At 69.1% G+C, this 19,653-nt stretch carries 21 protein-coding genes; 13 read left to right on the top strand and 8 right to left on the bottom strand.

All coding sequences use genetic code 11. The features are described 5' to 3' along the window. Both C5F48_RS03935 and greA read right to left on the bottom strand, forming a co-directional pair. Complete coding sequence (locus tag C5F48_RS03935) at positions 1-969, bottom strand: hypothetical protein (protein ID WP_107662599.1); 969 nt, start codon at positions 967-969, stop codon at positions 1-3. 18 nt (positions 970-987) lie between these two features. Then, a complete protein-coding gene (greA, locus tag C5F48_RS03930) occupies positions 988-1,458 on the bottom strand; it encodes a transcription elongation factor GreA (protein ID WP_169310999.1) in 471 nt (156 codons plus the stop codon). 263 nt (positions 1,459-1,721) lie between these two features. Here greA and C5F48_RS03925 point away from each other — a divergent pair, with 263 nt between their 5' ends. The 3 genes from C5F48_RS03925 (at position 1,722) to C5F48_RS03915 (ending at position 6,087) form a co-directional block, all read left to right on the top strand. Then, positions 1,722-3,377, top strand: a complete 1,656-nt coding sequence (locus tag C5F48_RS03925) for an electron transfer flavoprotein-ubiquinone oxidoreductase (protein WP_107662598.1) — start codon at positions 1,722-1,724, stop codon at positions 3,375-3,377. Between the two features lie 108 nt (positions 3,378-3,485). Further along, positions 3,486-5,255: a tetratricopeptide repeat protein gene (locus tag C5F48_RS03920; protein WP_107662597.1), complete on the top strand. Its 1,770-nt coding sequence runs from the start codon at positions 3,486-3,488 to the stop codon at positions 5,253-5,255. Then, the gene (locus C5F48_RS03915; protein ID WP_107662596.1) at positions 5,245-6,087 is read left to right on the top strand and encodes a 4-(cytidine 5'-diphospho)-2-C-methyl-D-erythritol kinase; all 843 of its coding nucleotides are present in this window, start codon (positions 5,245-5,247) and stop codon (positions 6,085-6,087) included. The genes C5F48_RS03920 and C5F48_RS03915 overlap by 11 nt, the downstream gene beginning before the upstream one ends. A gap of 6 nt (positions 6,088-6,093) precedes the next feature. On the opposite strand, the gene C5F48_RS03910 is transcribed toward C5F48_RS03915, so the two are convergent. Further along, positions 6,094-7,095, bottom strand: coding sequence for a polyprenyl synthetase family protein (locus C5F48_RS03910; RefSeq protein ID WP_107662595.1), 1,002 nt, complete (start codon positions 7,093-7,095; stop codon positions 6,094-6,096). A gap of 54 nt (positions 7,096-7,149) precedes the next feature. Here C5F48_RS03910 and C5F48_RS03905 point away from each other — a divergent pair, with 54 nt between their 5' ends. From C5F48_RS03905 to C5F48_RS03895, 3 genes are read left to right on the top strand one after another with little or no spacing between them, the layout of a single operon-like run. Next, positions 7,150-7,365, top strand: coding sequence for a putative signal transducing protein (locus tag C5F48_RS03905; protein ID WP_107662594.1), 216 nt, complete (start codon positions 7,150-7,152; stop codon positions 7,363-7,365). Beyond that, entirely contained in the window at positions 7,365-8,186 is an 822-nt protein-coding gene (locus C5F48_RS03900; protein ID WP_107662623.1) for a tRNA1(Val) (adenine(37)-N6)-methyltransferase, read from the top strand. Before C5F48_RS03905 ends, C5F48_RS03900 begins: the two co-directional genes overlap by 1 nt. A 39-nt stretch (positions 8,187-8,225) precedes the next feature. After that, on the top strand, positions 8,226-8,390 hold the full coding sequence (locus tag C5F48_RS03895) for a YdcH family protein (protein ID WP_107662593.1): 165 nt from the start codon (positions 8,226-8,228) through the stop codon (positions 8,388-8,390). Positions 8,391-8,413: 23 nt separating this feature from the next. Here the strand turns inward: C5F48_RS03895 and yddG are convergent, their stop codons facing one another. The 3 genes from yddG to C5F48_RS03880 form a co-directional block, all read right to left on the bottom strand. Then, positions 8,414-9,271, bottom strand: coding sequence for an aromatic amino acid exporter YddG (yddG, locus tag C5F48_RS03890; protein WP_107662592.1), 858 nt, complete (start codon positions 9,269-9,271; stop codon positions 8,414-8,416). A gap of 105 nt (positions 9,272-9,376) precedes the next feature. Continuing rightward, complete coding sequence (gene phbB, locus C5F48_RS03885; RefSeq protein WP_107662591.1) at positions 9,377-10,102, bottom strand: acetoacetyl-CoA reductase; 726 nt, start codon at positions 10,100-10,102, stop codon at positions 9,377-9,379. A 96-nt stretch (positions 10,103-10,198) separates the two neighbouring features. Beyond that, positions 10,199-11,374: an acetyl-CoA C-acetyltransferase gene (locus C5F48_RS03880; protein WP_107662590.1), complete on the bottom strand. Its 1,176-nt coding sequence runs from the start codon at positions 11,372-11,374 to the stop codon at positions 10,199-10,201. A 281-nt stretch (positions 11,375-11,655) separates the two neighbouring features. Here C5F48_RS03880 and C5F48_RS03875 point away from each other — a divergent pair, with 281 nt between their 5' ends. Further along, positions 11,656-12,225 carry a DNA-3-methyladenine glycosylase I gene (locus C5F48_RS03875; RefSeq protein ID WP_107662622.1) on the top strand — a complete coding sequence of 190 codons (570 nt, stop codon included), beginning with the start codon at positions 11,656-11,658 and terminating at the stop codon, positions 12,223-12,225. Between the two features lies 1 nt (position 12,226). Here the strand turns inward: C5F48_RS03875 and C5F48_RS03870 are convergent, their stop codons facing one another. Beyond that, the gene (locus C5F48_RS03870; RefSeq protein ID WP_107662589.1) at positions 12,227-12,772 is read right to left on the bottom strand and encodes a TlpA disulfide reductase family protein; all 546 of its coding nucleotides are present in this window, start codon (positions 12,770-12,772) and stop codon (positions 12,227-12,229) included. A gap of 21 nt (positions 12,773-12,793) precedes the next feature. Here C5F48_RS03870 and argH point away from each other — a divergent pair, with 21 nt between their 5' ends. Genes argH through C5F48_RS03845 form a run of 6 tightly spaced genes read left to right on the top strand, consistent with a single transcriptional unit; the run spans position 12,794 to position 18,721 of the window. Next, positions 12,794-14,224, top strand: a complete 1,431-nt coding sequence (gene argH, locus C5F48_RS03865; RefSeq protein ID WP_107662588.1) for an argininosuccinate lyase — start codon at positions 12,794-12,796, stop codon at positions 14,222-14,224. Next, entirely contained in the window at positions 14,221-14,361 is a 141-nt protein-coding gene (locus C5F48_RS25030) for a hypothetical protein (protein WP_169310932.1), read from the top strand. The genes argH and C5F48_RS25030 overlap by 4 nt, the downstream gene beginning before the upstream one ends. After that, positions 14,361-14,582 (top strand): hypothetical protein, encoded by a 222-nt coding sequence (locus C5F48_RS03860; RefSeq protein ID WP_107662587.1) that lies wholly within the window; start codon positions 14,361-14,363, stop codon positions 14,580-14,582. The genes C5F48_RS25030 and C5F48_RS03860 overlap by 1 nt, the downstream gene beginning before the upstream one ends. Beyond that, entirely contained in the window at positions 14,582-14,899 is a 318-nt protein-coding gene (locus tag C5F48_RS03855) for a DUF2834 domain-containing protein (protein WP_107662621.1), read from the top strand. Before C5F48_RS03860 ends, C5F48_RS03855 begins: the two co-directional genes overlap by 1 nt. An 8-nt stretch (positions 14,900-14,907) precedes the next feature. Then, positions 14,908-16,173, top strand: a complete 1,266-nt coding sequence (lysA, locus tag C5F48_RS03850; protein ID WP_107662586.1) for a diaminopimelate decarboxylase — start codon at positions 14,908-14,910, stop codon at positions 16,171-16,173. 28 nt (positions 16,174-16,201) lie between these two features. Beyond that, positions 16,202-18,721 (top strand): TIGR02302 family protein, encoded by a 2,520-nt coding sequence (locus C5F48_RS03845; protein ID WP_107662585.1) that lies wholly within the window; start codon positions 16,202-16,204, stop codon positions 18,719-18,721. Here C5F48_RS03845 and C5F48_RS03840 read toward each other — a convergent pair. Next, on the bottom strand, positions 18,718-19,626 hold the full coding sequence (locus C5F48_RS03840) for a zinc-ribbon domain-containing protein (RefSeq protein ID WP_107662584.1): 909 nt from the start codon (positions 19,624-19,626) through the stop codon (positions 18,718-18,720). The two genes, C5F48_RS03845 and C5F48_RS03840, sit on opposite strands and share 4 nt — an antisense overlap. Positions 19,627-19,653 lie beyond the last annotated feature (27 nt).

Raw genomic sequence — 19,653 nt, 5'->3', positions numbered from 1 at the left:
TCAGTCGAAGGTGCCGGTGACCCGCCCGAACAGCATGAAGGCCCGGGCGGTGCGGGTGTTGGCCAGCTCCACCAGTTCGCCATCGGTCGCGGCCTTCTCCATCTCCGAGAAGGTGCGGTCGAAGGTGCGCAGGAAATGATGCGCCGCGTCGCGGAAGATCGGGTCCTCGCGCATCCGCGTCGCGGTCAGCGCCAGGCTGGCGCGGTCGCGGATGCCGCCGAGCCCGGCGATGCTGCGGCCGCGCTCGCCCGCCGCGAACCGGCGCCAGACCTCGGCCCGGGGACGGTCGGGGGCGAGGTCGTCCATGTAGATGCCTTCCTGGCTCAGCAGGGTCAGCACGTCCTGCGCCGCGCGGATCAGCTTGGCGATGCCGCGGTCGGCCAGAGCCAGCCGCAGGGCCTGGATGCCGGCGATGTCGTCGGGGCTGTCGGGGAAGTTCAAGGACAGGATGAAATCGGCCACCGACAGCGGCGGGCGCGCATCCTCCGGCGGGGTGCCCAAGGCCAGCGTCGGCTGCTCCTCCGCCGGGGCCGGGCGCGGCGCGGCGGCCCGACGCTCGGCCGGGCGGGCGGCGACGGCGCCCGAGCTTTCCAGCCGCGGCGGCGCATCGTCGCGCCGCAGGATGGCGGCGGCCTGGGTCTGCTGGCTGGCGACATAGGCGTTGCGCATCGCGTCCACCGCCGCCTGCAGGCGCTTGGCCTCCTCGCGCAGCGTGCGGACCGCGCGCAGCGTCGCCACGGCGGCCCAGATCAGCGCCAGCGGCAGCACCACAACCAGCACGGTCATCAGCGTGGCCAGCGGCCCGCCCTCACCCTCGGCGGTCGGCGTGGTCAGGGCATAGCCGGTCACGCCGGCCACCCAGACCAGCCCGACGGCGATCGCCAAGAGCTCGGCGACCGACAGCCGGCCGAGGCCGGTGTCCCGGCCGTAGATGCCAAGGTCGATGGGTTTGTCCTGCGGCTCCGTCATCGGACCTGCCCCGCGCGATCAGATATAGCGCACTGTGACCACTTCATACCCGCGCTGCCCGCCGGGCGTCTTCACCTCGACGGAGTCGCCCTCGTCCTTGCCGATCAGCGCCCGCGCTAGCGGCGAGCGGATGTTCAGCAGGCCGCGCTCCAGATCCGCCTCGGCCTCGCCGACGATCTGGTAGGTCTTCTCCTCGCCCGACTCCTCGTCGACCAGGGTCACGGTGGCGCCGAACTTGATCGAGCCGGACAGCTTCGCCGGGTCGATGACCTCGGCCAGCGACAGCAGCGCCTCGAGCTCCTTGATCCGGCCCTCGATGAAGCTCTGCTTCTCGCGGGCGGCGTGGTATTCGGCGTTTTCCGACAGGTCGCCATGCTCGCGCGCCTCGGCGATGGCGCGGATCACGGTCGGGCGTTCAACCGACTTCAGCTGCTTGAGTTCCTCGTCGAGCGCGGTGTGACCCACGCGGGTCATCGGAAATTTTTCCATCGGTCTTCACCCGTAAAAAAACACAGAGCCACGACCCGGTTGAGCCGTGACCTGTGTTGGTTCCCTAGCCCTCAACTGATCCGATGGCCGGGGCAATTGCAAGCGGAATGCCGGGCGGGCGGCGCGACCTTGCCGGGCGCCGCAGCCGCCCTTTGGCCACAGGGCGGGATGTCGCGTCACGATTGACCTCGCGCCAAGCATCGGGCAAACCCCATTGACTCTTCAATAGCCGGATGCCCGTCCAAGCCCTCAGAGGAACCGCCATGTCGGAACAGATCGCCCGCGAACAGATGGAATACGATGTCGTCATCGTGGGGGCGGGTCCGTCAGGTCTGTCTGCGGCAATCCGTCTCAAGCAGCTCGATCCCGACCTGTCGGTCGTGCTGCTGGAGAAGGGCTCCGAGGTCGGCGCGCATATCCTGTCCGGCGCGATCCTCGACCCGGTGGGGCTCACCGCGCTGATCCCCGACTGGAAGGAGAAGGGCGCCCCGCTCAATACGCCGGTGAAGGAGGACCACTTCTTCCTGCTCGGGCCGATGGGCAAGCTGAAGCTGCCGAACTGGCCGGTGCCGAAGCTGATGAACAACCACGGCAACTACATCGTCTCGATGGGCAATGTCTGCCGCTGGCTGGCGCAGCAAGCCGAGGAGCTGGGGGTGGAGATCTTTCCCGGCATGTCCTGCTCGGCGCTGGTCTATGGCGACAATGGCGAGGTGCGGGGCGTGGTCGCGGGCGAGTTCGGCCTGAACGCCGATGGCACGCCGGGTCCGAACTACGAGCCGGGGATGGAGCTGCTGGGCAAGTATGTCCTTCTGGCCGAAGGCGTGCGCGGCTCGCTGTCGAAACAGGTCATGGCGAAATACGATCTGCGCAACGGCTATCCGGCGCAGAAATACGGTCTCGGCATGAAGGAGATCTGGGAGATCGATCCCAAGAAGCACCATCCGGGCCGGGTGTCGCACACGATGGGCTGGCCTCTGGGCAGCAACGCAGGCGGTGGGTCGTTCATCTACCACGCCGAGAACAATCAGGTGTTCATAGGTCTGGTGGTCCACCTGAACTACAACAACCCGCACATGTATCCCTATCAGGAATTCCAGCGCTTCAAGCATCACCCGATGGTGGCCGAGCTGCTGCAGGGCGGCAAACGCGTGGCCTATGGCGCGCGGGCGATCAGCGAAGGCGGCTTCCAGTCGCTGCCGAAGATGGTCTTCCCGGGTGGGGCGCTGCTCGGCTGCTCGGCGGGCATGGTCAACGTGCCGCGCATCAAGGGCAACCACAACGCCATGCTCTCGGGCAAGGCCGCCGCCGAGGCCGCTCATGCCGCGATCAAGGCGGGCCGTCAGGGCGACGAGCTGAGCGCCTACGAGACCGAGGTGCGCACCGGAGCCATCGGTCAGGATCTGTGGAAGGTCCGCAACGTGAAGCCGCTCTGGTCGCATTTCGGGCTCGCCGCCTCGATGTTCGCCGGGGGCCTCGACATGTGGACCAACAGCCTGTTCGGCTTCTCGCTCTTCGGCACGCTGACGCATCACAAGTCCGACGCCGCCGAGACCGGCAAGGCGAAGGACCACAAGCCGATCGACTATCCCAAGCCCGATGGCGTGCTGTCCTTCGACCGGCTGACCAACGTGGCCTTCTCCTTCACCAACCACGAGGAGAGCCAGCCCGCCCACCTGAAGCTGGTTGATCCGACGGTGCCGATCGCGGTGAACCTGCCGGAATTCGCCGAGCCGGCGCAGCGCTATTGCCCCGCCGGCGTCTACGAGGTGGTGGCGACCGATGCGGCCAATCCGAAGTTCGTTATTAACTTCCAGAACTGCGTCCACTGCAAGACCTGCGATATCAAGGATCCCAGCCAGAACATCGTCTGGACCACGCCGCAGGGCGGAGACGGGCCGAACTATCCCAACATGTGAGCGCCAGCCGCTGACAATTGCGCGATCTGGCCGCATCCGGGCCGGGTCGCATTGCCTTGGCTGGCGGCGGAGACTAGCCTCGCGGGAAACCTGCCGGAGACACGTCGAATGCCGATGATCCTTGCGCGCCCGCTCTGTGCCTTCGCCCTCGCGGCGCTGATGGCCGAGGTGGGGCTTGCCCAGACCGCCGGCGCCCCCGCCGTCACGGCGCCCGCAGCGGAACAGGCCGAGCCGGGGCCGGGCGATGCCGGGGCCTATCTGGCGGCGCGGGTCGCCGCGGCGGAAAGCGACTATCGCGCCGCCGGCGCCTGGTACAGCCGCGCGTTGGCCAGCGACGAGGCCAACCCCGGGCTGCTCGACGGCGCGCTGATCTCGGCGATGGCGCTGGGCAGCTTCGACGTGGCGGTGCCCTTGGCGCAGCGCCTGCTGGATCTCGGCGCGCAGAGCCAGCCGGCGGCGCTGGCGATCCTGACCGACAAGGCGCAGCGCGGCGAGTTCGACGCGATCCTCGCCGATGCCGCTGCCGGCGCCTCGGTGAACGAGCTGGTCGACGGGCTGGTGCTGGCCTGGTCGCAGCTCGGCGCCGGCAAGATGTCGGAGGCGCTGGAAGGCTTCGACACGTTGGCCGCGACCGAGGGGCTGGAGGCCTTCGGTCTCTATCACAAGGCGTTGGCGCTGGCCTCGGTCGGCGATTTCGAGGGGGCCGATGCGATCCTTTCGGGCGAGGCCGGCGGCAAGCTGCGGATGATGCGGCGCGGCACGGTGGCCCATGTGCAGATCCTCAGCCAGCTCGAACGCGGCGACGAGGCCGTGGCGCTGCTGGACAGCGCCTTCGGCACCGGGCAGGACGCCGGCATCGACGCGCTGCGCGCCCGACTGGTCGCCGGCGAGACGCTGGCCTATGACGTGACCCGCAACGCTACTGACGGTATGGCCGAGGTGTTCTTCACCCTCGCCACCGCGATCAGCGGCGAGGCCGACGAGGCCTATACCCTGCTCTACACCCGCGCCGCGACCCATCTGCGCCCGGACCATGCCGAGGCGCTGTTGATGTCGGCCAGCCTGTTGGGGCTGCAGAAGCAGTACCAACTCGCTTCCGAGACTTTCGCCCGCATCCCGACCGACGACCCGATGTTCTTCGTCGCCGAGATCGGCCGCGCCGATGCGCTCTACGCCGACGGCAAGACCGAGGCGGCGCTGGAGGTGTTGCAGAACCTGACCCGCAGCCATGGCGACCTGATGCAGGTGCATCTGGCGCTCGGCGACGCGCTGCGCCGGGCCGAGCGCTTCGCCGAGGCGGTTCCCGCCTATGACGCCGCCATCGCCCGGATCCCGGAGCCACAGGGCCAGCATTGGCCGCTGTTCTACAGCCGCGGCATGAGCCAGGAGCGGCTGGGCAACTGGCCGGAGGCCGAGGCCGACATGCGCCGCGCGCTGGAGCTCGACCCCGATCAGCCGCAGGTGCTGAACTATCTCGGCTATTCCTTCGTCGACCGCGGCGAGAACCTCGACGAGGCGCTGAAGATGATCGAGCGCGCCGTCGCCGCCCGGCCTGACAGCGGCTACATCATCGACAGCCTCGCCTGGGCCTATTTCCGGCTGGGCCGCTATGCCGATGCGGTGGAGCCGATGGAGAAGGCCTCGCTGCTGGAGCCGGTCGATCCGGTGGTCACCGACCATCTGGGCGATGTCTACTGGGCGGTGGGCCGGCGGCTGGAGGCGCAGTTCCAGTGGCGGCGCGCCCTGTCCTTCGACCCGGCCGAGAAGGATGCGACCCGGATCCGCCGCAAGCTGGAGGCGGGGCTAGACTCCGTGCTGCAGGCCGAGGGCGCCGAGCCGATCAGCCTCACCGTGACCGAAGGCGATGATGCCAACTGACGCCTTCGCCGCCGCCAAGATCAACCTGACGCTGCATGTCACCGGGCAGCGCGCCGACGGCTATCACCTGCTCGACAGCCTCGTGGTTTTTGCCGAAACCGGCGACACGATCCGCGCCGAAGCGGCCGATGCGCTGAGCCTGACCATCACCGGCCCGCAGGCGGCGGCGCTGCCGGTCAGCGACGACAACCTCGTGCTGCGCGCGGCGCGGCTGGTGGGGCAGGGCAGGGGCGCCGCGATCACGCTGGAGAAGCGGCTGCCGATCGCCTCGGGCATCGGCGGCGGCTCGGCGGATGCGGCGGCGACGATCCACGCGCTGTGCCGGCTCTGGGATCTGCCGCTGCCGTCGCAGGCCGATGTGCTGAAGCTGGGGGCCGACGTGCCTGTCTGCCTCGACAGCCGGGCGCTCAGGATGACCGGCGTCGGCGAGGTGCTGCTGCCGCTGGCGCATCCCTTGCCCGCCGCCTGGCTGGTGCTGGCCAACCCCGGCGTGTCGCAGCCTACCCCTGCCGTGTTCAAGGCGCTGGAGCGGCGCGACCACGCGCCGATGCCGCAGCAACTGCCGCGCATGGCCGACGCCGCTTCGCTCGCCGCGTTCCTCGCAACGCAGCGCAATGATCTGGAGGCGCCGGCGATGCGGCTCGCGCCCGAGATCGCCGAGACCCGGGAGGCGCTCGCGGCGCTGCCCGGCTGCCTTCTGGCGCGGATGTCGGGCTCGGGGGCGACCTGTTTTGGCCTCTTCACCGAGGAAGCCGCCGCTGCCGGGGCCGCGGCGCTGCTCAGGGCGCGGCGGCCCGGCTGGTGGGTCGAGCCGGCGCGGATGACCGGCTGAGCCGGATCAGCTGATCCGCTCGACCACGTAATCGGCCAGATCGTGCAGCATGCCGCGCAGCGGGTGCTCCGGCAGCCGGGTCAGCGCCTCGCGCGCCACGCCGGCCCAGGCCAGCGCATCGGCCCGCGCCGCCTGCATCGCGCCATGCCGCGCCATGATCGCCAGCGCCTGCTCCAGATCGCCGTCGCCCTGCTTGCCCTTCTCGATCACCCGGACCCAGAAGGCGCGCTCTTCGGCGTCGGCCTTGGCCACCGCCTTGATCACCGGCAGCGTCAGCTTGCGCTCGCGGAAATCGTCGCCGGTGTTCTTGCCGATGGCATCCGCCGTGCCGCCGTAATCCAGCAGGTCGTCGACGATCTGGAAGGCGATCCCCAGCGCGTCGCCATAGGCATGCAGCGCCTCGACCTCGGCTTCGGAGGCCCCGGCGATCACCCCGCCGACCTCGGTCGCCGCCGAGAACAGCGCCGCTGTCTTGCCGCGCACCACCTGCAGATAGATGTCCTCGGTCGTGCCGAGATCCTGCGCCGCCGTCAGCTGCAGCACCTCGCCCTCGGAGATCGTCGCCGAGGCATTGGCGAGGATGTCCATGACCCGCAGGGAGCCCGTCTCGCACATCAGCTGGAAGCTGCGGGCAAAGAGGTAGTCGCCCACCAGCACCGAAGACTTGTTGTCCCACAACAGGTTGGCGGTGGGCCGCCCGCGCCGCCGCTCGCTCTCGTCCACCACGTCGTCATGGAGGAGCGTGGCGGTATGGATGAACTCCACCGTCGCCGCGAGATGGATGTGATAGGCCCCCTCGTAGCCACAGAGCCGCGCGCCGGCCAGCGTCAGCAGGGGGCGCAGGCGCTTGCCCCCGGCCTCGACCAGATGCGCCGTCACTTCCGGGATGCGCGGCGCGTGTTTCGACGCCATCCGCTCGCGGATCAGCAGGTTGACCTGCGCCATGTCCTCGGCAAGCCATGCGGCGAGCCGGTCATGCGGCTTCTGCGAAACTTCGTCCAATCCCATCCCGACCCTGCAACCTGCTCGACAAACCTGGGGATTGCCGATTATTTCCCTGTCATGAAAGAGCTTCTGCGCACGACCGATCCGACCGTCATCGCCTTCGCCTCAGCGCTCCTACAGGGCGAGGATATAGACGCCTTTGCCATGGACGTCCACATGAGCATCCTCGAAGGCTCGATCGGCATATTGCCGCGTCGGCTGATGGTGCGCGATCAGGACCTGTATCGCGCCAGGATCGTCATGGCCGACAACGGCATTCCGACGGGGCAATGATGTTCGCGCCGGGCGAGCTGACCGACGACGGCTTTCTCGGCGGGCGGCTGCATGTGCTGCAACCAAGGCGCGGCTACCGTGCGGCGACCGACCCGGTGCTGCTGGCGGCCAGCGTCCCGGCCCGGGCGGGGCAGACGGTGCTGGAACTGGGCTGCGGCGTCGGCGTGGCGAGCCTCTGCCTGGGGTTCAGGGTAGCGGGGCTGCGGCTGGCGGGGCTGGAGCTGCAGCCGGCCTATGCCGCGCTGGCCCGCGAGAACGCGGCGCGCAACGGCATGGCGCTGGAGGTGCACGAGGGCGACCTGAGCGCCATGCCGGCGGCGCTGCGCGGCTCCTTCGACCATGTGATCGCCAACCCGCCCTATTATCCGCCGGGCAGCGGCACCGGCGCGGCCGACCCCGGGCGCGAGACCGCGATGCGCGAGGCGACTCCGCTTTCGGCCTGGATCGAGGCCGGGATCCGCCGTCTGGCCCCCCGCGGCATGTTGACGCTGATCCTCGGTGCCGACCGGCTGCCGGCGGCGCTGGCGGCCTTGGACGACCGGATGGGCTCCTGCCGGGTGCTGCCGCTGGCGGCGCGGCAGGGCAGGGCGGCTGGACGTTTGATCATCCAGTCAAAAAAGGGCGGGAGGGGGCCTTTCACCCTGCTCGCGCCGCTGATCCTGCATGACGGCGCTGCGCATGACGGCGACCGCGACAGCCTCTCGAGGGCCGCGGCGGCCCTGCTGCGCGACGCCGGCGCGGTATCGCTGGAGTTGAATCGAAATGTCGGCGATCCATCGCCGGAAGGCCCGACTTTGCGTGACACGACTCATCTTCTGTGATGGACTGATGACACTCGGACCATTCACAGGAGGTAGAGAATGACTGTCGCTTCGCACCTGCAGGAACTGCGCCGCAAGCACGAGACCCTCTCGGACACCGTGGAGCGGGCGCAACGCAGCCCCGCCACCGATGCCCTGAAGATCGCCGAGATGAAAAAGCAGAAGCTGAAGCTGAAGGAAGAGATCACCCGTCTGTCCCAGTAAGAAGTTCGGCCCGTTAACGAGATTCAGGCGCTGGCGCTTGCCGCCAGCGCCGCCCCTCCGGCGATCAGCAACGCCGCGATCAGGATGGCGAGGCTCGGGGCCGCGATCCCCGTCAGCACCAGAACCACCGTCGACAGCAACGGCGCCGCATAGGACGCCACACCCAGAAGTTGTATGTCGCCCCGCTTCACACCGATGTCCCAGGTGAAGAAGGCCAGCCCCACCGGCCCCAATCCCAGCGCCACGACCGAGGCCCAGCCGAGCGCATTCGCCGGCCAGACCGTCGGCTCCAGCGCCAGATGCGCCAGCGCCGACAGCAGCGCCGTGGCGAGGCAGAAGACGGTGACGCTTTCCGTCGGCACCCGGCCCAGCCCGCGCGACAGCACCGAATAGGCGGCCCAGGTCAGGGCGCAGAGGAAGGCCAGCGCCAACCCCGGCGCCGCGGCCCCATCCAGCGCGACCCCGCCGCGCAGCACGATCAGCGCCGCCCCGGCGAACGCCGTCAGCGCCCCCAGCACATGCCGCCAGGTCAGCCGCTCGCCCGGCAGCAGGCCGGAGAACAGCACGATGAACAGCGGCCAGAGATAGGCGATGAGCCCGGTCTCGGCGGTGGGGGCCAGCCGGAAGGCGGTGAAATACAGGAAATGGTAGCCGAAGAGCCCCACCGTGCCGAAGGCATAGACCTTCCATCCGACGCCCTTCAGCCGCGCCAGCCCGCCGCCCGCCAGCACCCAGACCAGCCCCAGCGTGCCGCCGATGCAGAAGCAGAGCGCGTTCAACAGCAACGGCGGCACCGGGGCCGAGCCGATGGTGAACAGCGCCAGCAGCGACCAGAGCAGGATGGCGGAAAAACCGATGAGGGTGGCGCGGTTGCGGGACATAGGGCGGGCTCCTGACGGCTCTGCCCGGACTGTCCGCAGTTTTTGCGCTGCGGCAAGGGATTTCTGGGGCGGGGCGGCCGCGCGGGCCGCCCCTGCCGCCGTTCGTCAGACGAAGAACTGGCCGCCGTTGGCGGTGATCGTCGAGCCGGTGATGAACCCGGCGTCGTCGGAGGCGAGGAAGACGACGCAGCGCGCGATCTCTGCCGGTTCGCCCAGACGGCCGACCGGGATCTGCGGCAGGATGCGCTCCTTCAGCACTTTTTCATCGATGGCCCGCACCATCTCGGTGCCGATATAGCCGGGGCAGATCGCATTCACCGTGATCCCGGCGCGCGCGCCCTCCTGCGCCAGCGCCTTGGTGAAGCCGAGATCGCCCGCCTTGGCCGCCGAATAGTTCACTTGGCCCGCCTGACCCTTCTGGCCGTTGATCGAGGAGATGTTGACGATGCGCCCGAACTTGCGGTCGCGCATGCCGCTCCACAGCGGATGGGTCATGTTGAACAGGCCAGACAGATTGGTGTCCATCACCTCCTGCCACTGCTCGCGCGTCATCTTGTGGAACATGGCGTCGCGGGTGATGCCCGCGTTGTTCACCAGCACCGCGACCGGGCCCAGCTCGGCTTCGACCTGCGCGATCCCGGCGCTGCAGGCGTCGTAATCGGCGACCGACCATTTGTAGGTCTTGATCCCGGTCTCCGCGGTGAACTTGGCCGCGGCCTCGTCATTGCCGGCATAGTTCGCGGCCACCGTATAGCCTGCGTCTTTCAGCGCGATGGAAATTGCCGCGCCGATGCCGCGCGACCCTCCGGTGACCAGTGCTACTTTCGACATGATTCCTCCTCTGCCTGCAGCATTTGAAATAGTGTTATCCAAACGAAAACGGAGGCGCAATAATATTGCGCCTCCGTTTCTGCGGTTGCGAAGGGATCAGGGGCGTTCGAGACACATGGCCACACCCATGCCGCCGCCGATGCAGAGCGTGGCGAGGCCCTTCTTCGCGTCGCGGCGGCCCATCTCGAACAGCAGGGTGTTGAGGATGCGCGCGCCCGAGGCGCCGATCGGGTGGCCGATGGCGATGGCGCCGCCGTTCACGTTCACCACCTCGGGGTTCCAGCCCATGTCCGTGTTCACTGCGCAGGCCTGCGCCGCGAAGGCCTCGTTCGCCTCGACCAGATCCAGATCGGCGGCGCTCCAGCCCGCCTTCTGCAGCGCCTTGCGGCTGGCGTGGATCGGGCCGACGCCCATGATCGCCGGGTCGAGCCCCGCCGTGGCATAGGAGGCGATGCGGGCGAGCGGCGTCAGTCCACGCTTCTCGGCCTCGGCCGCGCTCATCAACAGCACCGCCGCGGCGCCGTCGTTGATGCCCGAGGCGTTGCCCGCCGTCACCGTGCCGTCCTTGGTGAAGGCCGGGCGCAGCTTGGTCATCGCGTCCAGCGTCGCGCCGTGGCGGATGTATTCGTCCTGATCCACGGTCACGTCGCCCTTGCGGGTCTTGATCGTGAAGGGAATGATCTCGTCGGCGAAGCGCCCGGCCTTCTGCGCCGCTTCGGCCTTGTTCTGGCTGGCAACCGCGAATTCGTCCTGCACCGCGCGGCTGATCTGCCACTGGTTCGCCACGTTCTCGGCGGTCTGGCCCATGTGGTAGCCGTTGAAGGCATCCCAGAGCCCGTCGCGGATCATCGAGTCGATGAAGCTGAGGTCACCCATCTTCTGCCCGGCGCGCAGATGCGCGACATGCGGCGCGAGGCTCATGTTCTCCTGCCCGCCGGCGACGATGATGCCCGCATCGCCGAGCTGGATGTGCTGCGCCGCCAGCGCCACCGTACGCAGGCCCGAGCCGCAGACCTGGTTGATGCTCCAGGCCGCGCTCTCCTGCGGCAGGCCGGCGCGGATATGCGCCTGACGCGCCGGGTTCTGGCCCTGACCGGCGGTCAGCACCTGACCCAGGATGGTCTCATCGACCTCGGCCTTGTCGATACCGGCGCGGGCGACGACAGCCTCGATCACCGCGGCGCCGAGCTCATGGGCAGGCGTGCTGGCAAAGGCGCCGTTGAAGCTTCCGACAGCCGTGCGTGCCGCCGAGACGATTACGACATTGGTCATGATGAGGGTCCTCTCCCTTGCAGACTGGCAGAGGGCTGCTCCGCCGCATTGCAGCAATACCTAGGCAGGCATCGCCGTCAACGCAAGGATATTGCCGCCACGGGGGAGGGGGCGCAAGAGTCATGCCGTCACGGGTTCTCTACCTCCTGTCCGGGTCGCTGCTGCCGGCGGTCGCCGCGGATTTTTCGCGGCCAAGGCCCGCCTGACCCGGTGACAGCCTGCGCCGGCGGCGGTAAAGAAAGGCTGAAGTTTCGCATTTGTTCTTGATGGGAGAGGCGCCGATGACCGAAGAACGCTGCGCCTGGTGCGGCACACACCCGCTCTATGTCGCCTACCACGATCACGAATGGGGCGTGCCCGAGTGGGACAGCCGGGCGCTATGGGAGAAACTGGTGCTCGACGGCTTTCAGGCGGGGCTGGCCTGGATCACCATCCTGCGCAAGCGCGAGGCTTTCCGCGCCGCCTTCGCCGGTTTCGATCCCGCCGTGGTCGCCACCTGGGGCGAGCCGGAGGTGCAGCGCCTCTTGGCCGATCCGGGCATCGTCCGGCACCGCGGCAAGATCGAGGCCACAATCGGCAATGCCAAAGCCTACCTGCGGATCGAGGAGCGGGGGAGTTTTTCCGATTTCCTCTGGCAGCATGTCGGCGGCCACCCGGTGCAGAACCGCTTCACCGGCGGCGACATCCCGACCGAGACGCCGGAGGCCCGCGCGATGTCGAAGGCGCTGAAGGCCGAGGGCTTCAAATTCTGCGGCCCGACCATCGTCTATGCCTTCATGCAGGCGACGGGCATGGTGAACGATCACGTCGTCACTTGCCACGTCCACGACCGGGTCGCGGCGCTGGGCTGACTCAGCCGCCCGCCATCAGCGCGGCCAGCGCCGCCTTGGCCTCGGGCGCGTCCCATTCGGCATCGCCGATCAGCCGCGCCACCTCCTGCCCCTCGGGGTTCAGCACCAGCGTCACCGGCAGGCCCATCACGCCGGCCTTCCGTGCCAGCGCCGACTTCGGATCGCGCAGGCCGGGCAGGGTGGTGACCTCGGCCTCGGCGAAGAACTTGCGGATGCCGGGCACCGCGTTGCGTCCGGTGGCCACTGTCACCACGGCGAAGTCTTCGCCGCCCATCTCGGCATTCAGCCGGTCGAGCCCCGGCATCTCGTGGCGGCAGGGCGCGCACCAGGTCGCCCAGAAGTTCAGCACCACCCATTTGCCGCGGTATTCCGACAGCGAGCGCGGCCGATCTTCCAGATCGACGAGGCCCTCCTCGGGCAGGTCGCGCGCCTCGGAATGGATGGCGAGCTTCTTCATGTCGCCCGTCAGGGCCGGGGCCTGGGCTGCCGCGCCATTTGCACCGAAGATCAAGGCCGTGTAGACCACGGCAACCAGCAGACGCAGCATATTCCCTCCCGAAGGCTTCCCATGACCGCTTCGCCCAAATCTCCCGATGCCGCCACTCAAGCCAATGCGATGTGGGGCGGGCGTTTCGCTGCCGGACCGGACGCGATCATGCAGGCGATCAACGCCTCCATCGGGTTCGACCAGCGGCTCTACGCCCAGGATATCCAGGGGTCGCGCGCCCATGCCGCGATGCTCGCCGCACAGGGTATCCTGACCAATAAGGATGCCGAGGCCATCGGGGAAGGCCTTCTCACGGTGTTGTCAGAGATTGAAACAGGCGCCTTCCCCTTCCGGGTGGAGCTGGAAGACATCCACATGAACGTGGAGGCCCGGCTGAAGGAGATCATCGGCGAGCCCGCGGGACGGCTGCACACCGCCCGCTCGCGCAACGATCAGGTGGCCGTCGACTTCCGGCTCTGGGTCCGCGACCAGTGCGACGCCGCCATCACCGGGATCGAGGCGCTGATCGCCGCCTTCCTCGCTCAGGCCGAGGCCGGGGCCGACTGGGTCATGCCGGGTTTCACCCATCTGCAGACCGCGCAGCCGGTGACTTGGGGCCATCACATGCTGGCCTATGTCGAGATGCTGGGTCGTGACCGCTCGCGCTTCGTCGATGCCCGGGACCGGATGAACGAATGCCCACTGGGCGCCGCCGCCCTCGCCGGCACCGGCTTTCCCATCGACCGCGAGATGACCGCCCGGGCGCTTGGCTTCGACCGCCCGACCGCCAACAGCCTCGATTCCGTCTCCGACCGCGATTTCGCGCTGGAGTTCCTCTCGGCCTCGTCGATCTGCGCGCTGCACCTGAGCCGCTTCGCCGAAGAGCTGGTGATCTGGTCCTCGGCCCAGTTCCGCTTCGTCCGGCTTTCGGACAAGTGGACGACCGGCTCCTCAATCATGCCGCAGAAGAAGAACCCCGACGCCGCCGAGCTGCTGCGCTCCAAGATCGGCCGCATCCTCGGTGCGACGGTGGCGCTGTTCACGGTGATGAAGGGCCTGCCGCTGACCTATTCCAAGGACATGCAGGAGGACAAGGAGCAGGTCTTCGACGCCGCCGACACGCTGATGCTCGGCCTCGCCGCGATGACCGGCATGGTGCAGGACATGACCGCCAATCGCGACAGCCTCGCCGCCGCCGCCGCCTCGGGCTTCTCCACCGCAACCGATCTCGCCGACTGGCTGGTGCGCGAGCTGGACCTGCCGTTCCGCGAGGCGCATCACATCACCGGCGCGCTGGTGGCCGAGGCCGAGGCGCAGGGCTGCGACCTGCCCGACCTGACGCTGGAGCAGATGCAGGCCGTCCATGCCGGCATCCGCGCCAATGTGTTCGAGGTGCTGGGCGTCGAGAATTCGATCCGCAGCCGCACCTCCTACGGCGGCACCGCCCCCGACAACGTGCGCGCGCAGGTCGCCCGCTGGAAGACCGCCCTCTCGACCCCGGAGAAGCCATGACCCGTCCCCTGCTGATCCTCGCCCTGCTGACCCTCGCCGCCTGCGGGGTCGACGGCCCGCCGCAGAAACCCGGCACCGACGAGCCGGGCATCAGCATTGGCGGTCAGGCCAAGTTCGGCGTCTCCGGCACGCTCTGATGCGCGGGCTCTGGCTCCCCCTTGCTACGGCCCTGCTGCTCGCGGGCTGCTCCGACCCGAACGCGCCCTATCTCGGGCTCGGGGTCGGCTTCGGTCCGAGCGGGGTGCAGGTGACGCCGCGCGTCACCACGCGGGTCGGCAACACCAGCCTCGGCGTCAGCCCCCATGGCGCCGCCGTCGGCACGACCATCGGCAATGTCGGCATCGGAGCCTCGCTATGATCTCACCGCTGCGCCTGATCTTCCTCGCTCTCGCTGTCTGGGGCGCGATCCACCCGATGTACTGGTTCCTGCGCCACATGGCCGAAACCGGCGGCGGCCTCTCGGGGCTGATCGACGCGTGGTATGTGAACGCCTCGACCACCGGCCTGACGTGGGACCTGACGATCGCCGCCGTCACCCTGACCGCCTGGATCATCGCCGAAACCGCCGTGCGCAGGAACTGGCTGGCGCTGGTCGCCATCCCGGCGACCTTCTGCATCGGCGTCTCCTGCGGCCTGCCGCTCTATCTCTTCCTCCGCTCCCGACCCGTTACCTGAAGGCCAAGATGGACCATTTCCTTTACCGCAACGGCGCGCTGCATGCCGAAGACGTGGCCCTCGCCGATATCGCGGCGACGGTCGGCACGCCGTTCTACTGCTACTCCACCGCCACGCTGACCCGGCACTACCACCTCTTCACCGAGGCGCTGAGCCCGCTGCCGCACATGGTCTGCTTCGCCATCAAGTCGCTGTCGAACCTCGCGGTGCTGAAGACGCTGGGCGACCTCGGCGCCGGCATGGATGTGGTCTCGGGCGGCGAATACCTGCGGGCGAAGGCGGCGGGCGTCCCGGGCAGCCGGATCGTCTTCTCCGGCGTCGGCAAGACCCGCGAGGAGATGCGGCTGGCGCTGGGGGGCGGCATCCGCCAGTTCAACGTCGAGAGCGAGCCCGAGATGCGGGCGCTGTCCGAGGTGGCCTCGTCGATGGGCGTGATCGCCCCGATCACCGTCCGGGTGAATCCCGATGTCGACGCGCGCACGCATGAGAAGATCGCGACCGGCAAGAAGGAGAACAAGTTCGGCATCCCGATCGCCCGCGCCTCCGAGGTCTATGCCGAGGCCGCCCGCCTGCCGGGGCTCGAGGTCATCGGCATCGACGTGCACATCGGCAGCCAGCTGACCGAGCTCGAACCCTTCGAGCAGGCCTATCTCAAGGTGGCCGATCTCACCCATCGCCTGCGCGCCGAGGGGCATGACATCCGCCGTCTCGATCTGGGCGGCGGTCTGGGCATCCCCTACGAACGCTCCAACTCCGCCCCGCCCTTGCCGCTGGAATACGGCGCGCTGATCAAGCGAACGGTGGGCGATCTCGGCTGCGAGATCGAGATCGAGCCGGGGCGGCTGATCTCGGGCAATGCCGGCATCCTCGTCAGCCGGGTGATCTATGTGAAAGAGGGCGAGGGCCGCGACTTCCTGATCCTCGACGCGGCGATGAACGACCTCGTGCGCCCCTCGATGTATGGCGCGCATCACGACATCGTCCCGGTGGTCGAGCCCGAGCCCGCCATCGAGGCGCAGCCCTATGACGTGGTTGGCCCGGTCTGCGAGACCGGCGACACCTTCGCCAAGGCCCGCCCGCTGCCGCCCTTGGCCGAGGGCGATCTGGTGGCCTTCCGCTCGGCAGGGGCCTATGGCGCGGTGATGGCGTCGGAATACAACACCCGTCCGCTGATCCCCGAGGTTCTGGTGAAGGGCGATCACTTTGCGGTCATCCGGGCGAGACCGACGTTTGACGAAATCCTGAACCGCGATACCATCCCCGAGTGGCTGTGATCGGCGCAGCCGCTCCCGAGCGAGGCGCATGACCGACAATCCCCGCGAGACGGCAACCCAAGCGGCGCTGCACCGGCTGATCTGGCCGATGCGGCTCACGCTGGCCGGTCTCTGGGCCGAGCGGATCGCCCGCGCCTTCTGGCCGCTCTGGACGCTGGTCATCGCCACGCTGGCCGTGCTCTCCTTCGGCGCGCAGGACACCCTGCCGTTGGAAGCGGCATGGGCGGGGGCCGTGCTCGTCCTGCTCGGGCTGGCGGCCTCGCTGGTCTATGCCTTCCGCAACTTCCGCCGACCCACGAGAACCGAGGCGATGGCCCGGCTCGACGCCTCGCTGTCGGGGCGGCCGATCTCGGCGCTGACCGACACGCAGGCCATCGGCACCACCGATCCGGCCTCGCTCGCGGTCTGGCAGGCGCATCTGCGGCGCATGGCCGCACGGGCGGCGGCGGCGAAACCCATCGCCCCCGATCTGAAGCTCGCCCGCCGCGACCCCTTCGCCCTGCGCTATGTCGCGCTGACTGCGCTGGTCATCGCGTTGATGTTCGGCTCGATCTGGCGCGTCGCTTCAGTCGCGGGCATGGGGCCGGGCGGCGCCGACGCCATGGCGATGGGTCCGACATGGGAAGGCTGGGCTCAGCCCCCGGCCCATACCGGCAAGCCCTCGCTCTATCTCAACGACATCAGGGAAGGCGCGCTGACCCTGCCGGTCGGCAGCCGCATCCAGCTGCGGCTCTATGGCGAGGTTGGCGACCTGACCGTGGCCGAGACCGTCTCGGGCAGCACCCAGCCGGAGCCCGCCTCGGCCCCGGCGCAGGATTTCGTCGTCACCCGCAGCGGCAAGATCAGCATCGACGGCCCGAATGGCCGGAGCTGGGAGATCATGGCGCTGGCCGACGCCCCGCCCACGGTCAGCTCCACCGGCGAGATGGAGCGGGCGGCCGACGGCCAGATGAACCTGCCATTCAGCGCGCAGGACGATTACGGCGTGACCGGCGGTCAGGCGGTGATCGCGCTCGACCTCGCAGCGGTGGACCGCCGCTTCGGCCTCGCCGCCAACCCGGAGCCGCGTGACCCGGTGACGCTGGACCTGCCGCTGCCGATCACCGGCGACCGGGCCGATTTCTCCGAGGTGCTGGTCGACGACCTGTCGAAACACCCCTTCGCCAACCTGCCGGTCACCATCACCCTCTCGGCCAGCGACGCCGCCGGCCAGACCGGCGCGGCCGCGCCGCTGAAGGTGGTGCTTCCCGGCAAGCGCTTCTTCGACCCGCTCGCCGCCGCGCTGATCGAGATGCGGCGCGACCTGCTCTGGGCACGTAGCAACGCGCCCGAGACGGTGAGCCTGCTGAAGGCCGTCACCTACAAGCCCGAGGGCCTGTTCCGCAACGAGCGCGCCTATCTGCGCACCCGCGTCATCCTGCGCCGTCTGGACGCCGAGGCCGCGACCCTCGCCCCCGAAGCGCGCGACGAGATGGCCGAGCAGCTTTGGGAAATCGCGCTGATGGTCGAGGAGGGCGATCTGGCCTCCGCGCTCGAGGCGCTGCGCCGGGCGCAGGACCGGCTGGACGAGGCGATCCGCAACGGCGCCTCCGAGGACGAGATCCAGCAGCTGATGGACGAGATGCGGCAGGCGCTGGACAATTACATGAAGGAACTGGCCGAAGAGGCGCAGCGCAACCCCGACCAGCAGCAGTCAGAGAACCAGCAGACGATGGAGATGTCCTCCGACCAGTTGCAGGAGATGCTCGACAAGCTCCAGCAGCTGATGGAGGAGGGCAAGATGGCCGAGGCCGCCGAGTTGATGGAGATGATGCGTCAGCTCATGGAGAACATGCAGGTGGCGCAGGGCGAGGGTCAGGGGCAGGGCGAGGGCAGTCAGGCCATGCGCGATCTGGCCGAGACGCTGCGCGACCAGCAGGGACTCTCCGACGACGCCTTCAACGATCTGCAGAACCGTCAGCCCGGTCAGGGGCAACCGGGCCAACCCGGTCAGCCGGGCGAAGGCCAGCAAGGTCAGGGCCAGCAGGGTCAGCAGCCGGGGCAGGGCGGCCAGAGCCTTGCCGAGCGCCAGCAGGAGCTGCGCGACCGCCTGAACGGGCTGAACGGCCTGCCCGGCGAAGGGTCGGAGCGGGGCGAGGCCGGGCGGCAGTCGCTTGACGAGGCGGGCCGGGCGATGGAAGAGGCCGAACGCGCGCTGCGCGACGGCGACCTGCCCGGCGCGCTCGACCGGCAGGCCGAGGCGATGGAAGCGATGCGCGAGGGCATGCGTGATCTGGGCGAGGCCATGGCCGAGGAGCGCCAGAACCAGCAGGACGGCGCCTCGCAGGGCGAGGCCTTCGGTCGCGCCGACCCGAACAGCCAGCGCGATCCCTTGGGCCGCGAGCCGGGCGATTCCGGCCGCATCGGCTCCGACCGCAACCTGTTGCAGGGCGAGGATGTCTATCGCCGGGCGCAGAACCTGCTGGACGAGATCCGTCGCCGCTCGGGCGAACAGGCCCGGCCGGAGAGCGAGCGCGACTACCTGCGGCGGCTGCTGGAGCTGTTCTAGCCCTGCATGTCGCGCAGCGCCGCGATGGCCTGCTGCATCAGCCCGTCCAGCCAGATCCGGCCCTGATCCACCGCGCCGACATAGGCCTGCATCGCCGGGGCGCTGGAGGGGATCTGCTCGGAGATTTTCGGGGCCATGACATAGGCCGCCGCCAGACCCGCCGCCAGCACCAGCATCAGGAAGAAGCCGCTGCCGAAGCCGCTGGGCCGCTCTTCGGCGAGGGCCGGCAGGTTGTCGACCTCGTGTCGCCGCTCGTTGCTGGCGCGCAGGGTGGAGTTGATCTCCTCGATGTCGGGCAGCAGGTCGCGGTTGCGCGGCGCGGTCTCCGCCGCGGCGGGCCGGGGCTGGGCCGCGGGGGGGGGCGCAGGCGGGATCGGCGGCGCTTCGGCCTTGCGCTGCTCCGCCTCCCGCTCGGCCTCCTCGCGCAGCACGGCGAGCAGGCTCTCGTCGAGGCTGCGCCGCGGCGGTGGCGGCGGGGTGGGCGCGGCCTCCTCCTCGTCCTCCTCGGCGGCCCCAGGGATCACCAGCGTCTCCGCCGGCTCCGCGCTCTCGGGCAGATCGGCGAAGACCGGTGTGGCGGGTTCGGCAGGTGCGGGCTCTGCCTTGGCTGGCTCGGGAACAGGGGCAGGCTCTGAAGCGGCAGGCTCCGGAGATGAGGGTGCAGGTTCCGCAACGGCCGGCGCAGCCTCGACCGGGGGCGGCTTCGGCGCCGGGGGCGGCGGGGTGCGGTAGCCGAGCTCCTCCGGGGCGCCGAAGCTTGGCGGCTCGGCGCCGGCGGCGATGATCTCGGGCAGCTGATACCAGCCATGGCCGCAGTTCGAGCATTGCACGTCGCGACCGCCCGCGGGGATGGCGTCACTGGCGACCTCGTATTGCGCGTCGCAGTTCGGGCAAATAAGCCGCATACCTTTTGTCCCCGCCGCCATCACTCA

This window comes from Cereibacter changlensis JA139 (genome assembly GCF_003034985.1).
GTDB classification, from domain to species: Bacteria; Pseudomonadota; Alphaproteobacteria; order Rhodobacterales; family Rhodobacteraceae; genus Cereibacter; species Cereibacter changlensis.
Note: the sequence above shows the minus strand (reverse complement) of the source record. Positions and strands in the feature narration are given on the sequence as shown.